19 protein-coding genes are annotated in these 15,434 nt (G+C 33.5%); all 19 read right to left on the reverse strand.

The genetic code is table 11. The features are described 5' to 3' along the window. Window positions 1-136: 136 nt before the first annotated feature. The 19 genes from yjeM to cobJ are packed head-to-tail and all read right to left on the reverse strand — an operon-like array spanning window position 137 to window position 15,427. Window positions 137-1,645, reverse strand: coding sequence for a glutamate/gamma-aminobutyrate family transporter YjeM (gene yjeM, locus CBF31_RS03440; protein ID WP_126830970.1), 1,509 nt, complete (start codon window positions 1,643-1,645; stop codon window positions 137-139). Between the two features lie 5 nt (window positions 1,646-1,650). After that, on the reverse strand, window positions 1,651-2,232 hold the full coding sequence (locus tag CBF31_RS03445) for a histidine phosphatase family protein (protein ID WP_170167863.1): 582 nt from the start codon (window positions 2,230-2,232) through the stop codon (window positions 1,651-1,653). Next, a complete protein-coding gene (gene cobS, locus CBF31_RS03450; protein WP_126830972.1) occupies window positions 2,229-2,990 on the reverse strand; it encodes an adenosylcobinamide-GDP ribazoletransferase in 762 nt (253 codons plus the stop codon). The genes CBF31_RS03445 and cobS overlap by 4 nt, the downstream gene beginning before the upstream one ends. Continuing rightward, window positions 2,987-3,586 carry a bifunctional adenosylcobinamide kinase/adenosylcobinamide-phosphate guanylyltransferase gene (cobU, locus tag CBF31_RS03455; protein WP_126830973.1) on the reverse strand — a complete coding sequence of 200 codons (600 nt, stop codon included), beginning with the start codon at window positions 3,584-3,586 and terminating at the stop codon, window positions 2,987-2,989. Before cobU ends, cobS begins: the two co-directional genes overlap by 4 nt. Beyond that, on the reverse strand, window positions 3,587-4,330 hold the full coding sequence (locus tag CBF31_RS03460) for an AIR synthase related protein (protein WP_126830974.1): 744 nt from the start codon (window positions 4,328-4,330) through the stop codon (window positions 3,587-3,589). It abuts the gene before it with no gap. Window positions 4,331-4,343: 13 nt separating this feature from the next. After that, on the reverse strand, window positions 4,344-5,060 hold the full coding sequence (locus CBF31_RS03465) for a uroporphyrinogen-III synthase (protein WP_170167864.1): 717 nt from the start codon (window positions 5,058-5,060) through the stop codon (window positions 4,344-4,346). Beyond that, window positions 5,053-5,985 carry a hydroxymethylbilane synthase gene (hemC, locus tag CBF31_RS03470; protein WP_126830976.1) on the reverse strand — a complete coding sequence of 311 codons (933 nt, stop codon included), beginning with the start codon at window positions 5,983-5,985 and terminating at the stop codon, window positions 5,053-5,055. Before hemC ends, CBF31_RS03465 begins: the two co-directional genes overlap by 8 nt. A 26-nt stretch (window positions 5,986-6,011) precedes the next feature. Beyond that, window positions 6,012-6,461, reverse strand: a complete 450-nt coding sequence (locus CBF31_RS03475) for a precorrin-2 dehydrogenase/sirohydrochlorin ferrochelatase family protein (protein WP_211330810.1) — start codon at window positions 6,459-6,461, stop codon at window positions 6,012-6,014. Further along, window positions 6,454-7,038, reverse strand: a complete 585-nt coding sequence (locus tag CBF31_RS03480; protein WP_126830977.1) for a cob(I)yrinic acid a,c-diamide adenosyltransferase — start codon at window positions 7,036-7,038, stop codon at window positions 6,454-6,456. Before CBF31_RS03480 ends, CBF31_RS03475 begins: the two co-directional genes overlap by 8 nt. Further along, the gene (locus CBF31_RS03485) at window positions 7,038-8,534 is read right to left on the reverse strand and encodes a cobyric acid synthase (RefSeq protein WP_126830978.1); all 1,497 of its coding nucleotides are present in this window, start codon (window positions 8,532-8,534) and stop codon (window positions 7,038-7,040) included. Before CBF31_RS03485 ends, CBF31_RS03480 begins: the two co-directional genes overlap by 1 nt. 11 nt (window positions 8,535-8,545) lie before the next feature. After that, window positions 8,546-9,352 carry an energy-coupling factor ABC transporter ATP-binding protein gene (locus CBF31_RS03490; RefSeq protein WP_126830979.1) on the reverse strand — a complete coding sequence of 269 codons (807 nt, stop codon included), beginning with the start codon at window positions 9,350-9,352 and terminating at the stop codon, window positions 8,546-8,548. Window positions 9,353-9,357: 5 nt separating this feature from the next. Next, window positions 9,358-10,041 (reverse strand): cobalt ECF transporter T component CbiQ, encoded by a 684-nt coding sequence (gene cbiQ / locus CBF31_RS03495; RefSeq protein WP_126830980.1) that lies wholly within the window; start codon window positions 10,039-10,041, stop codon window positions 9,358-9,360. Then, window positions 10,028-10,306, reverse strand: a complete 279-nt coding sequence (locus CBF31_RS03500) for an energy-coupling factor ABC transporter substrate-binding protein (RefSeq protein ID WP_126830981.1) — start codon at window positions 10,304-10,306, stop codon at window positions 10,028-10,030. Before CBF31_RS03500 ends, cbiQ begins: the two co-directional genes overlap by 14 nt. Further along, window positions 10,306-11,052 carry an energy-coupling factor ABC transporter permease gene (locus CBF31_RS03505; RefSeq protein WP_415674405.1) on the reverse strand — a complete coding sequence of 249 codons (747 nt, stop codon included), beginning with the start codon at window positions 11,050-11,052 and terminating at the stop codon, window positions 10,306-10,308. Before CBF31_RS03505 ends, CBF31_RS03500 begins: the two co-directional genes overlap by 1 nt. Continuing rightward, the gene (locus tag CBF31_RS03510) at window positions 11,049-11,777 is read right to left on the reverse strand and encodes a cobalt-factor II C(20)-methyltransferase (protein ID WP_126830982.1); all 729 of its coding nucleotides are present in this window, start codon (window positions 11,775-11,777) and stop codon (window positions 11,049-11,051) included. Before CBF31_RS03510 ends, CBF31_RS03505 begins: the two co-directional genes overlap by 4 nt. Further along, on the reverse strand, window positions 11,777-12,559 hold the full coding sequence (locus CBF31_RS03515; RefSeq protein WP_126830983.1) for a sirohydrochlorin cobaltochelatase: 783 nt from the start codon (window positions 12,557-12,559) through the stop codon (window positions 11,777-11,779). Before CBF31_RS03515 ends, CBF31_RS03510 begins: the two co-directional genes overlap by 1 nt. Continuing rightward, window positions 12,559-13,977 (reverse strand): uroporphyrinogen-III C-methyltransferase, encoded by a 1,419-nt coding sequence (gene cobA / locus CBF31_RS03520; RefSeq protein WP_126830984.1) that lies wholly within the window; start codon window positions 13,975-13,977, stop codon window positions 12,559-12,561. Before cobA ends, CBF31_RS03515 begins: the two co-directional genes overlap by 1 nt. Next, window positions 13,950-14,705 carry a precorrin-6A reductase gene (gene cobK / locus CBF31_RS03525; protein ID WP_126830985.1) on the reverse strand — a complete coding sequence of 252 codons (756 nt, stop codon included), beginning with the start codon at window positions 14,703-14,705 and terminating at the stop codon, window positions 13,950-13,952. The genes cobA and cobK overlap by 28 nt, the downstream gene beginning before the upstream one ends. Then, window positions 14,702-15,427 carry a precorrin-3B C(17)-methyltransferase gene (gene cobJ, locus CBF31_RS03530; protein WP_126830986.1) on the reverse strand — a complete coding sequence of 242 codons (726 nt, stop codon included), beginning with the start codon at window positions 15,425-15,427 and terminating at the stop codon, window positions 14,702-14,704. The genes cobK and cobJ overlap by 4 nt, the downstream gene beginning before the upstream one ends. Window positions 15,428-15,434: the final 7 nt, after the last annotated feature.

Below are 15,434 nucleotides of genomic sequence, written 5' to 3' on the forward strand. Positions count from 1 at the left end.
AGCTTCTATTGATTCCATTACCTATTATACCATTAATATAGAGTCATTTTATTCAAACTATTATGAATATTCCTTATAACTATTCTATTTTCTTATAACAAAAAAGTATCAAGCATTTTGCTTGATACTTTTTCAGTTAGTCTACTGTTACATGTACCTTTTTTTCTTCCAATACTTTTTGTAAAAACAAACCAATAAATGCAAAAAATAGTGGCCCAATTAATAAAAAGAACACCGTATGATAATCATGTTGAACCAATGGTTGAATAATCGTGAATAAAATACTTAAGAATATACTACATACAACACTCACACTCGCCCAATAATAACTTTTTTTATTTTTTAACACACTAAATGAATTATTATCAGTTTTAGTTCTCTTGAATGCTGGAAATGAAAAAGCAACTAACATATAAGGTAAAGAACGCGAAACATTTGTCATCAGCGTCAATTGATTATACAATTCGTTGATATGTTTCCCACCAAATGATACTAATAAAATAAAACCAGACACACAAATACATTGTAACCACATTGCATTATAATGAATGTTATGTTTATTTCTTTTCTTAACAAGTGGTGACCAATACCCTTCCGGCGTGCCACTAAGTAAACTTTTTAGCGGAACATAAATAATAGATGACAGTAATCCAATATAAACAAAGAAAATAGAAAAACCTGTATACCTAACCAACAAATGAGCTATCATTCCTGCGGTCTGGACAGAAGCCCCTGCTGCAATGGCAACTTGGTATCCTAAATTTTCCATCAATACATACATAACATTCCCTAAATGAATTCCTTCACCTGATAAAAGTGTCTTCCACGTCACACTACTTCCCCATAACATAATACCTAATAAATAATTACAAACAATAAAAAACGTACCTATCAACAAAGCTATTGGAAATCGTTTCTGAGCATTTTTCACTTGATCTACCATACTCGCCACCGTATCCAGCCCTCCAAAAGCTGTAATCCCAAAAGTGAAGAATGCTAAGTTACCTAGAATACCACCATAATTAGGATTAGGTGAGGCCACAAATGACACACCATTTCTTAATGGTTCAGCCAATTGTCCTCCATTTTTAAATAAAAGATAACTATTTCCTAAGATTGAGATACCAAAAAGAGTTAACACTAATGTCCCACCTAATAACATCATTCGTGAAACTTGTTTAAAACCTAAATTTACCAGCTTAGTAACGACTACTACTGCTAAAACCGCCATGATTCCAACAATTTGACGGTTACTTAAACCTAAAAACTGCCAATCTGATTTTGTTTGATCCTGACCAAAAATAAATATAGAAAATGGTATCCATAATTTCATAAAAACACTGGTCATCCATAAAATATAACTACTGTACCACAAAAAAGTTGCTATAAATGCTGATCTTTCTGACAATGAAGATTTCAACCATGTATATAAGCCACCTTCTTGATTTCTATATGTTGATGATAACTCAGATACAATAAACGTATATGGAATAAAAAATAAAATCGCCGCAACAAAATACCAAGGTATTGCTGCATATCCCATTAAATAAAATGCATTTGACATACTAGAAAAAGAATACACCGTGGTTGTAATCATTAATATTAATCTAAACTGTGATAAAGAAGCTTCTTTTTTTTCTACCATTCTCCCTAACTCTCCTCTAATATAATTTCCTTTAAAGAAGTTGTTATTTTAGCATATGTTCCTTGAGGAATATCGATATCCCAAAAGCAAGTTTCAGGCTTAATGAATTGCCAAACTAGTCGTAATACTCCCAAGTGAGCTACTACCAAAATATCTTCTTCAGGATGTTGTTTATAACTATCTAAAATCTCACAAAAACCACTTTCAACTCTCTCCTTAAAAGAAAAAAATGCTTCTGCTTCAGGTGGTGTCACTTTAAATGGTTCATCTAACCATGATTGCCATTCATTTGGGTAATGTTCTTGAATTTCATTGGCTGTTAGACCTTCCCATAGTCCAAATCCTTTTTCACTCAATTTGTTCATTTTTATTAACGAATGCTCATCTATTTTAGTTACTAATAAGGCTGTCTCAATTGTTCTATTTAAATCACTCGTATAGACTTTAGTGAATGAAATATCTGATAATTTTCGTTGTAACTCTAAACTTTGATTAATCCCTTTTTGATTTAAAGAAACATCTAACTTACCATAAAATTTTTTTTCATAATTTAAAGGTGTTTCTCCGTGTCTTATCAAATAAATCATACTAAAGCTCCACTGGCCGCAAAATAACTTAATAAAAATATAACCTGACTTATACATGCATAGGCCCCTATAGTATCACCGTTCAAGCCATCTACTTTCTTGTATACCAATCGCTTATAAAATAACGAAACAATGAACACACAACTATAGGCAATTAACCCCGCCCAACTAAAAAAAGTATAGAGAATAAGCATTGAAAACAATTGTGCCAGTACTATAGAGGGAGTTTTTACATTCAAAAATGTACTTCCTAAACCTTGCGTTGCACCAGCGTACTTCATCTTATAAAACAGTAAACTAATCCCTGTTTTTCCAATCATACTAAAACTAATAACTAGCAAGGTAGCTGTTTTTACAGTAAGTACGCCTTGAAATGAGACCATTCCACCGATTAACAACCCATAATAAAAAATTAAGGCCAGTACGCCGTTACTTCCAATACGACTATCTTTCATTATTTCTAACATTTTTTCTTTATTTCGCGATGAAAATAAACCATCTGCCATATCAGCCAAGGCATCTAAATGAAACCCACCAGTTATCAAACCGTCAAATACTAAGGTAATAAAAAACGATAATGATAACGGGAAGAGCAAACTCATTATCCAAAAAAATATGCCTTCTATGACACCTATTATAAAACCAAAGAAGGTAAAGGCATAAATACCTCGTCTCATTCTCTCTATGGGCTCATCTAAAGCTAGTGGTACCGGTATTCTAGTAAAAAATTGTGTATATAAGATTAATGCTTTTATCATTTTATTTTTTGTGGAATACCGCTTATAACAAAATAAACGTCATCCGCCTCCTGTGCTAAAAATTGGTTAACTCTACCTAATATGTCTCTAAATAACCGACTAAATTTATTTTGAGGTACCAGTCCTAACCCTATTTCATTCGTCACAATATAACAATTTTCACCAGAGCATACTCTAAGTTGAGCGATTATTTTTTTCCACTCTATTAAAATTTCTCTTTCAATATAGTGATAGTCATCCATGGACATACTCTCAATAAATTCATCATAAAAAGGAGGTTCGATTTGATATATTTTACCAATCAAATAAAAGAAGTAATTAGTAGTAAATAAAGTGGCACAATCAAATAAATAGTCTTGCTCTACATTCTTAACCTCGTTAAAATAAAGTGATAAATCTATATAGCCTTCTTTAGTTTCCCAATGTTGCGGCCTGCTCTCTTGGTGATGTTTTATTCGACTTTGCATTTCCTTATCGTCTGGCGAAGATATTCCTGTTGCAATATAAGTCACTTTTTCACTTTCTTTTAAGCAACCTTCAGCGAAACTTGATTTACCACTCCTTGCACCACCAGTCACTAATATTAACTTATTCATTTATTTTTCACCCACTTTTCCTATGATAGTCAACTCATCGTATTTCTCAATAAGTTGGTCTTTATATTCTGGTGATATTCCGATAACTAAAACTGTTGCTGGTCCGGCAGATTTTTCTAAATGCTCTGTATCAATTTCTTTATCTCTCAATTTAAAAGATAGATTACTCGAATTCGCTAAAGTGATAGATTCATTAAGAATTCCTTTAGACCCAACTGGTAAAATTTCTCTAATACCTTCTTCATTTAATAATTGCTTGAGTTCAGGATAACTAAAAATAGTTTCATGATTTGCCACCACTTCCGTTCCAACATACGGAACCCCAAAATAACCAATATAATCAGCTTCTTTAAGTTTTCCAAAACGAAAATTATCTTTACTTACCTTTCCAATCACGGTAATCCCTATTGTAGACATTACTGTAGGCATATTTTCTTCCGTACTTCCATTTATAGGAACCGAAGATAAATCAGCCTTCATTAATTCTGATTTAATTCCTTCAAGCATCTCTTTACCTGTATTTTCATACTCATTCCCTATTAAATCAACAACCGAAAGTATTTCAGCTCCTACTGAAAAAAGCTCTAATAAAGGGACACGTAAACAATATGCTGCCATAATTGAAGGGGGCGCTTTAATAAAATCATGAGATTTCATGCCAATACTTGCACTACTATCACAAGCAATTACTAAATTTTCTTTTTCATTAAAAGGTATAACAGTTAAATCTCTAAATTGGGTCATAAAAAAATCCTCTCTACTTCTTCATAATATTTCGGGTTAAAGAATCCAATGTGCATTCTGGTGCTTCATAAGCCACACTATATCCATTTTTCATAATAGCATGACTAGTAATCGGTCCAATTGATGCAAATTGTAAATCAAAAGGCTTTAATTTATACAAAGAGTAAAAATTATGCCATGCTGATGGACTTGCAAAAACAACTATAGCACCTTCTGTCTTCTGGTCTAACCATGTTAGCAATTTCTTTTTTGAGTGTTCTGGAAAAAAATTATTGTATAACGTAAATGCTCTAACATAATGTCCTTCTTCTATTAACCTTTTTTGTATAATACCACGTGATAACTCACTCTGTGGAAATAAAACTTTTTGGCAACTAGTTTGATGACTTAACCACTCTTCTACAAAATATTCAGACGTGAAGATATCTGGATAATCTGCCCTAGATTGATCACTTGTTTTTAATTCTTCAAATGTTTTGCTCCCTATAACTGCTAGTTTTACATGAGAGGATATCTCACCATATGCCTCATAAAAAAAACGGACCGCGGCTGCACTCGTAAAAAATATCCAGTCATAATCATTTTGTATAAGAGTCTTATCAACACATTCCTGACAAATTTCCAATGAAATTAATGGTATTTCTGCCAATTGAAATGAACAACTTTCTAATTCTTGTCTCAAATTAACCGAAATTTTTTGCTCTCTTGTAAATAAAATTGAATTAGGCATTTTCATCACGGTATTTTTTAATTAAACTTTTAGCTCCTTTTTCATTAAATAATGCTGCAGTCCTCGTTCCTAATTGTTCAGCATTTTCATCCTGTAAAACTTCCTTCAAAATAATTGAACCATCTGCATTACTTAAAAATCCTGTCAGCGTTAATTTATTTTCTAATATTTCACTATAACCACCAATTGGAAATGTACAACTACCATCCATCTGACTTAAAAAAGTACGCTCAGCCTCTACACAACGGCGTGTTATAGGACAATCAATCGCTTGTAATAACTCTAGGACATCAGGTCTATCTTTAAGACACTCCACTCCAAGTGCTCCTTGTCCTACAGCAGGGATACACAACTCTTTTGATAATCTTATACCTGTGATTTTTTCATTCCATCCTAAACGGTTTAATCCTGCCTCTGCTAAAATAATAGCATCATAATCTTCTTCAGCTAATTTTTTTAAACGAGTATCTATGTTGCCTCGGATATTTTTTAATTGTAAATCTGGACGCCACGCTAATAATTGTGACCCTCGCCTCACACTACTTGTTCCAATAATACTATTTTTAGGCAGGTCCTCTATATTTTCCAAACCATTTTTAGAAACCAGAACATCCCAAGGACTATTACGAGGGGGAATTGCTGCAATAGTGACTTCTTCTGGTAACACTGAAGGGACATCTTTCATACTATGAACAGCAAAATCAATCTCTCCACTCACGATTGCTGCTTCAATCTGTTTCATAAATACGCCTTTCCCACCGATTTTAGAAAGATGGACAGTCGCTAAACGATCTCCTTTTGTAACAATTCCTTTTATTTCAAAAGTAATGTCCGGAAATTTTTCTTCCAATAACGTTACAGTTTGTTTAGTTTGCGTCATCGCTAACTGACTTTTGCGGGTTCCAACTACATATGTTTTTTTCAAAGTATCACTGCTTTCTTAAGTAATTATTAATCAAATTTAAAATTCTTCAACCATTTTAATAGTTCATGTTTGATGAGTTTACTCTTACTAGGATTTTTTCCATACGTAGAAATTCCAATTAAGCATTCCTTATTTGAAATTACTGCCATGTTAAAAAAATTTGAATGATTTTGACAACTTGTGTCATTCACCAATTGCCCTTCTTTACAATCTTTAACGACCAATTGATTTACCTCTTTTTTATTCGTACAAGCAAAAACTAAAAAGTACTCATTAGCTAACCCTTGCTTATAGGTCATTTTTAACCAGTTAAATTCCAGATTTTTAAATGAATCCTCCAGGATGGGACTAATGACTGTAACACTAGCTCCGGTACCTTGTAAAAATTCAACTTTTCTCCTTGCGATTCGGCCACCACCAACTACAAGAACTTTTTTATTTTCTAAGTTTAACATTATAGGATACATTTTACTCATGGAGGGTATCACCTCGTTTACTCCTAAAAATTTTAGGACTATTTGTATAGGTAATTTCTTGGCCCGATTGTCGTAAGTTTGCTACTCTTGATATGACAAATATATAGTCAGATAACCGATTTATATAAGTCAAAACTGCTGGATTTATATCAGATTCTTGTGACATTAACGTGACAATTCGTCGCTCTGCTCTACGTGCCGTTGTACGGACAACGTGAAGTTGAGCAGCTAGTTTTGTCCCTCCTGGAATAATAAAATGCTCAATATTAGGTGTTTCTTTCAAATAATTATCTATCCACTCTTCTAGATTTTCTGTACTGGATGACTTAAGCTTAAAAGGTCTATAGAAATTCGGAACAGCTAAATCACTCCCGCAATCAAAAACCTCTTGTTGGACTAGCAGTAATTCATTATACATAGACCATTCTTTAGGTACACAAGTTAACGCTAATCCAATATGCGAGCATAATTCATCAATTGTTCCATAACTCTCTACTCTGATATCATCTTTTTTTAAACGTTTACCGCTAACGATTCTTGTGTAGCCTGAATCACCGTACTTAGTATAAATTCTCATTATACATCCCGCCCAAATTTTATCATTTCAGAATAAATAAAATCTAAATCAATATTGTCACGCATTGCCTCAGCTAACTTAGCATACTCTCGTTCTTTTTGTTCCTCCAAAGACTCTAAATTACCAACTATTTTTTCCATTCCTTTACTAACTCTTATATTATTAAGATACGCTCTTGCCCACTCTACATTATCAAAAATACCATGAAGATACGTTCCAATAATGGAACCATCATTAGTTATAACACCATCAAGTCGCTCTGACTCTTCACCATTTACTTGATATATTTTTGAAAAATCATTCAATTTAGAAGATTTGTCTAGAGTCTCACCCATATGAATTTCGTAACCTTTTACGTTATATTTACCTACCTTTGCTTCTACTTGCGTCGTTATTTTTTCAGACATAAAGTTCGTCACTAATGGAAGTAAGCCTAATCCTTTGACTTGTGTATCATTCTCTATCAGTACATCCCCTAATAACTGATACCCTCCACAAATACCGAAAATATTGGTTCCTCTCTCATAACAAGTTCGAATCGCTTCATCAAAGCCATTCTTTTTCAAATACTCGGCATCTTCAATTGTATTTTTAGTACCAGGTATGATAATAAGATCTGGTTGCTTCAAATCTGATAGTTTTTTTACATATCGTAACGATACATCAGGTTGTTGCTCTAGACTACGCATATCGGTAAAATTAGACATTCTTTTCAAACTGATAACAGCTATGTCTAGTGCCTTACTTTCATCATAATAGGTTTGCTTTGTGGATAATACAACACTATCTTCTTCATCTATATCTAAATCAAGATAAGGAAGAACACCAATAACGGGTACTCCTGTTAGTTCTTCTATCATTTTTAGTCCTGGTTCTAATAACTTCTTATCCCCTCGGAATTTATTAATAATAACACCAATTACCCTTTTTTTATCCTCAGGGTCCATTAACTCAAGCGTGCCATAAATACTAGCAAAAACACCACCCTTATCAATATCTGCAACTAAAATCACCGGGGCATCTACCAACCGTGCCATTCCCATATTAACAATATCGCGGTCATTTAAATTTATTTCAGCTGGACTACCTGCACCTTCAATAACAATTCTTTCATTTTCTATCCCTAATTGTTCATAGACTTTTTTTATCTCTGGTAGTAGCGTTAATTTATAGTCGTGATACTCTAAAACAGTCATATCTTTTAATACTTTTCCTAATAAAATTACTTGTGACTGCTGATCGGTTGATGGCTTTAATAAAATAGGATTCATTCTGACATCTGGTGCTATTCCAGCTGCTTCTGCTTGAAAGACTTGAGCACGTCCCATTTCATCGCCCGTTGCGGTAATATAAGAATTTAGGGCCATATTTTGAGATTTAAAAGGGACTACCTTCAATCCTTGATCTTTAAATAATCTACAAAATCCTGCTGCTATTACACTTTTTCCAGCATCTGATGCTGTGCCTTGTAACATTATAGCTTGAGCTTTTTTCATTGTATCACCCTCTACATATTTTCTTTAATAGTTCGTTCAAAAAAAGATTGTTCATTTTCGTATAATGGTAAACCCAGTTGTTGATGAATTTTTACTAACCAGGGCTGCTCTAACTTTGCTTTTAACAATTGTTCTCGATTACTAAAAACCTCTTGTTTTGGCCCTTGTACTAAAACTTTTCCTTGATTTAAGAGATAACAATAGTCACAGCTATCATAGACTAAATCCATATCATGACTAGATATGATAATGTTTTTCCCTTGATTTGCTAACTTATCTATAATTTCCATCATTAAACGACGACCTTCTGGATCTAGACCTGCTGTGGGTTCATCTAATAACAACCACTTACTTTTTAATGCCAACGCACTAGCAATAGCTACTCTTTTTTTTTGACCATAACTTAAATACTGCACTGGCTTTTCTTTCAAATGAAGAATACCTAATTCGTGAAGTGAATCTGTCACTCTTCTATCAATTTCTGACTCATCAAATCCTAAATTTCTTAAAGCAAAAGCAACATCATCTTTAACTATTGAATAAAAAATTTGTTGATCTGGGTTTTGAAAAACTAAAGCAACTTCCTGGCGATATTTAAATAAGTCTTTTTTCTTATAAGACAACGACTTACCTTGATAACTAATTGATCCTGATTTTGGTTTTAATAATCCCATGAGTGATAAAAAAAGTGTTGATTTCCCTGAACCATTTGCCCCTAATAAACCATACACATGACCTTCTTTAAACTCTAAAGTTAAATTATTTAAAATAATAGATTCCTCTTGGTAGGCAAACAAGAGATTATCAACTTTTAACATTTTATTTACCCTCCTAATGGAAATTCACCATCATAAAATTTAATCTCTAAAGAAATTTTCATTTGTTGGTAGTGGTCTATCATATAAACAACAAGCGTTTGCATAAGCTGCCCCATACTACGGTAACTAGTTTTTAAATTATTATACCCAAACCTTAACTGTTGACTCGTATGAATTTTTAATGTTACCTCCATAAAAATAAAGATAAAGCGATACATCAACATTATTATTTCTATTAAAAAAGATGGTAATTTTAATTTCGTCATTACATAAATTATCTGTTGAAATGGAACTGTAAAAATAAAAAAGTAGGTACAACATAAACAGCTTAGCGATCGTAAGCACAGATGGTACGCCATAACTATACTTTCGGAACTCATCCCTAAATAGAACTTACCTATCTCCACACTATGATTAAAATCAGAAGATGAAGACGAAATTGTTACCATAATTGTCACTAAACTGATTACTAAAAATGGTAATGGCAATAAAAACCACTTTAAATATTTTTTTAAAGACAGTCTTGCGACGTACATTGTTACGCCTCCAATAAAAAACACTATAATCACTTGAATAATAGGTTGGCTAATCAATGCTAACAACAATACTATTAAATATAATAATGTTTTTTTCATTGGAGAGAAGCTTATCATTCTATTTTGATAAGCAATTTGATCAATTAGTAACATGTTTATTTTTACCTTTATAGAATCCTATTGCATAGGCTATAACTCCAACTCCAATACTGCCTTGAAGTGTAAATAATAAGCTTTCAATCTCACCACTTTTAGGTTCATATAAAGGTTCAAACCATGGTTCATAATCAGGTCGTAATTCAGTAATTAAATCTTCTGCGGCTCCATCAGATCCTTCATATTCTCCCGAAGAATTAAATACAAATGCACTAACCACCAAAGCAACTACCGCGGCAATTAAAATTAAATTCTTTCTCATTAGTTTGTCCCTCCTTTTAATTGAACATTAGGGATATATGCAGAAATTAAATTGTACATCACTACCGTTAACAAACCTTCAGCGATTGCAATTGGAATTTGAGTTAAGCAGAATATTCCCATAAATTTAACTATTGTCCCTGAAATTCCAAGTCCTGCATCGGGAAAAACTATTCCTAATTGAATTGATGTCATTAAATAAGTTGATAGGTCTGCTAAAGCAGCACATAAAAAAATTGAGATTGATTGATTAATTTTCAATTTTCTAGCTAATTTATACACCGCATATCCAACAAAAGGTCCTACAACTGCCATAGAAAAAGCATTTGCCCCTAATGTTGATAGGCCACCGTGGGCCAATAATAATGCTTGAAATAATAAGCAAATAGTCCCTAAAACACTAATAACAGATGGCCCAAAAAATAACGTTCCTATCCCTACACCAGTTGGATGCGAAGTTGAACCTGTTACAGAAGGTAATTTCAAAGCTGACAGTATAAAAATGAACGCACCTGATAAGGCTAATAGCATCTTACTTTCTGGATTTTTATTCACAATTTTACGCATATTTATCAAACCGTATATAAAGAATGGAATAAAAACAGCAAACCAGAACGCACACCAAGCTGGTGGTAAAAACCCCTCCATAATATGCATGGCATTTGTTTGTACCGGCTCCCCAACTGTTAGAAAAAACAAACTAAGTCCTACTGTTCCAGTAAATTTTATTCCCATATTCTTACTCATCTTTTTTCCTCCTTAATTTTAAATAGTTGTCGATTTTTATAAACAATCATTGTTGAAAAATAAGAAATTTTATCTGTTTCCTGTAGATTTTTAATTGTCATTTTACGAATTTCTTGAGTCTGTGAGGCATGACTAATTAAAATGGTTTGCTCCAATAAATCTAACTTTTTTAATACAGATAAAACCTTTGGTAAATGATTAGCAACTTTCATAAGAACCACCGTATCGTTTTGCTCAACTGCGGTTTGAATAGCACGTGATGAAACAGTTGCTGGTACAACAGAAAACTGTTCTTCATCAATACAAAGCGGAAGTTGAACTTGTGAGGCCATGCTGATAAATGAAGCAATTCCTGGAATCGTCTCTGTTTCTATATCCTCATCTAATAGATCCAGTAAATAACTGTAGGTACTGTAAACCATTGGATCTCCCAATGTAATAAAAGCTACTTCTTTACCTGATCTAACATCCTCAGAAATTTCTTTTGCAATCTCTTTCCAACTGGTCATTTTAGTTTCAAGATCACTTACCATAGGAAAATGTCGTTGCTTGATTTCTAATTGATCACTTAAATAGGGTTCAACAATCGACAGAGCTAAACTTTTACTTGATTTTTTCGCTTCCGGAGTATATAAAATGTTTACTCTTTTTAATAAATTAGCTCCCTTAACTGTCATTAACTCACTATCTCCTGGTCCTGTTCCAATACCATAAAATTTTGCCATTACTCTTGTTCCTCTTCATTCATTAATTCTGAAAGATGGGATAAATATATTGCTTGAATCTTTTTATTCTCACCTAATCCAACTAAATGTGTCTCTACATTAAAACCAGCCCTAATTAACTGTGATTTCCAAGAATCATCATCATCAGAAGCCATATCATTGGTTGCATGGTCTCCCGCTACTAACATAAAGGGATATAAATGAAGCGTTGTCTTACCTGCTGCTTTTAGTGAAGTAATCGTATCATCTAAATGAGGATAACTTTCTACACAGCAAATTTCTACCGGTTTGTCACCTAACATATGATCTAAACACGCATAGGTCGCAAATGAGGCATGCTCTGACCCGTGAGCCATTAAAACAATCGCTTCTTTAGCTGATAATGGGGAAATTAAATCATCCAAACTTTCGATAACTTTCTCGTAGTCTCTATGGTACGTTAACAGTGGTCGACTGATTTTAAATTTAGTAAATTCTCCTCGAAAAGGCTCCGCTTGTTTTAAAACTTTATGATATTCACTTCCTGTTATCACATGCAGTGGTTGAACTATGACTTCCTGATACTCTTGTTCCTTTAACATCTTAAGTGCTTGAGAGGTTGTATTAATACTCATTCCCTCTTGTTTTTTTATACGTCCAATTACCATATTTGAAGTAAAAGCACGATATACGTCATAATCTGGATAAGCATCTACAATACGCTTTTCACATGCCTCTATAGTTTTTTTTCGTGTCTCAGGATAAGTAGTTCCAAAACTTACAACCAAAATTGCTTTTTTCATTATAATTCCTCCTCAAGTTTAGTAATCAAACTATCGAATGTTGCCTCTTTTGATAGTATTACTTGTAAACCAAGATTATCTATTACAGCAGCTGTTTGATTTCCTAAGACAAAAATTGGAATATCAGCTAGCTCTGCTAATGTGTAGTTTGCTAATAAATCATATGCAGCTTGTGAATGTGGCAAACAGATTGCTGTGATAGAATTTAAATCATCATGTTTTTGACCTTTATAGACCAAGTCGTGTGTCTTTATAAAATGAGCGTTAATCTCTGATACCCAATTTAAATCTCTTGATGAACCGAATACCATCATATTTTCATCTCTAACTAATTGAGATTTTTCAATAAGCTCTTGTTCTAGTTGAATACCATATGCTTTAATTTTTTCACAAGTATGATGACCAATGCCACTGATTTTTGCATCTAAATGTCTAATGTCACAACTCATTTTTTTAAATTCCAATATAAAAGAATCCCAACTCTCACCATCTGTAAATACTAAATTATCAGCCATCTTTGCTGGCATTTCCCAAGAGCAACCTTTACGAATTGCTGATGGATAAGATACTATTGATGCACCTTCATCAATTAAACGATATGCTAAGCGTTTATGAGAAGTTCTAGGTACTAAAATCTCTTTTCCGAATAGAGGTTTCGTTTCAAAAATATTTAGCGTCTCTCGTAAATTGACCACATCTCCTACGACAATTAAACTTGGTGATGTTATTTTTTTTCTCTCTACTTCTTCGGTGATAGTTTTTAGATTCCCTACAACTGTTTTCTGCTTACTACGGGTCGCCCAATGGACAACTGCTACTGATGTTTCTGGATTTTTCCCTACTCTTTGTAGTTCATTACAAATCGTACTTAATTCAGATACACCCATTAAAAATACTAACGTTCCAGTTAAACTACCTAGCGCTTGCCAATTAATAGCTAAACCCTCTTCACCTCTATGCGCTGTAATAACATGAAATGAACCTGCTACATATCGATGGGTTATTGGAATTCCAGCATAGGCCAATCCACCAATAGCAGAAGTTATACCGGGAACCACTTCAAACGGTATACCTTCTGACAATACGGCAGCACCTTCTTCTCCTCCTCGGCCAAAAACATAAGGGTCCCCACCTTTTAATCTGACTATTTTTTTATTATCTTTAGCTTTTTCTATTAAAATTTCTGAGATTTTTTCCTGTGGAACAGGATGGAACTGTGGTTCTTTTCCAACATAAATTAATTCACAGTCTTCATTAACTAAACTTAATAATTCTCGATTAACTAATCGGTCATACACAACAACATCCGCTTCTTGCAAACGCCGCTTCCCTTTAACTGTCAATAATTCAATGTCACCTGGTCCTGCTCCTACTAATGAAATCATGCCTATCACTTTTGCCACTCCTTTTTTAGCCATTGAGCAATTTCTTCTATTTTATATACTACTTTTGGGTATATTACCTTCGGTCGTTTAATGACGATACACGGTATCCCTAACTTTTGACAAGCACTAACTTTTTCAAAAATCCCTCCACTGCTTCCGCTTTCTTTAGTAATCAAAACCGTTGCTTGAGCATTTTTCAACAAACTCATATTCAATTCTTCGGAAAATGGACCACGTAATGCCTCAATATGATCTGAATTAAGACCCAATTTATTTAACTCACTAATCACACTGACAACTGGTAAAACTCTAGTCTTAACCCTATCAAGAGGAAGCAATCTGACATACTCAGGCATTGTTTTACTTCCTACAGTTAAATATATTTTGCCATTTGTTTTCAGAGCTAATCCACATGCTTCTGATATCGATGATACATAAGTTACGCCATCCATTTCTTGGCAACTTTCTCTCTCATATCTAATGTAAGGTGTATTTGTTTCGATACTCGCATTAATAGCATTTTCAGAAACTAAATTTGCAAAAGGATGTGTACTATCAATAATTAATGAAATATTGTTCTTTTCGATAAATTCGACCATTTTCTCTTGATCCATTCGACCTAAGTAAATACTATCTGTATATTTTTTTGTGACACTTAAACCATAATCTGTTGCGACTGAAACAATAAAGGATTCATCTAAGTCAATTAGTTGGCGTGCAATTTTTTCTGCATCTGATGTGCCACCTAATAACAAAATCATAAGCTATAACCTCTTGGTGTAATCATTTTTCCCTTTGCCAAATAGGTTTCTTTGTTTCCAACAATAACAATTGTTGTCATATCAACAAGTTCTTCATCTAGGTTCTTAATTGTTGTAACCATAGCTTGCTCCTTCTTTCTACCTACATCTTTAGCAATACCTACTAATGTATCTGTCGATTTGTACTCAGAAATTATAGCTAATGCTTTTCCAAGATTATCGGGACGCCCTTTGCTTCTAGGATTATATAAACAAATAACAAAATCAGCACTTGCAGCAGCATGCAATCTTTTCTCTATTACTTCCCACGGTGTTAATAAATCACTTAAGCTAATGTGACAAAAATCATGCATGATTGGGGCTCCTAATAGTGCCGCTCCTCCAATACTTGCTGTCACACCCGGGATAACTTTTACTTCTAACTCTTTTTCATGATTTCCGACTAACTCTAAAATCAACCCTGCCATGCCGTATATTCCCGCATCCCCACTTGAAATAACAGCTACATCCTTACCTGTTAAAGCGATTTCAATCGCCTTCTCACAACGATCTATTTCCCTCTTCATACCTGTAGATACTACTTCTTGCTCTTTTAACATATCTTTAACGATTCTGACATACGTTGTATATCCCACAATAACATCAGAATTTTCAATAGCTTCTACTGCTTCGTGTGACATCATTTCTTTTGATCCTGGCCCTAATCCAATCACGTATAACATAAAGTAT

Source organism: Vagococcus fessus (assembly GCF_003987565.1).
Lineage (GTDB): Bacteria > Bacillota > Bacilli > Lactobacillales > Vagococcaceae > Vagococcus_D > Vagococcus_D fessus.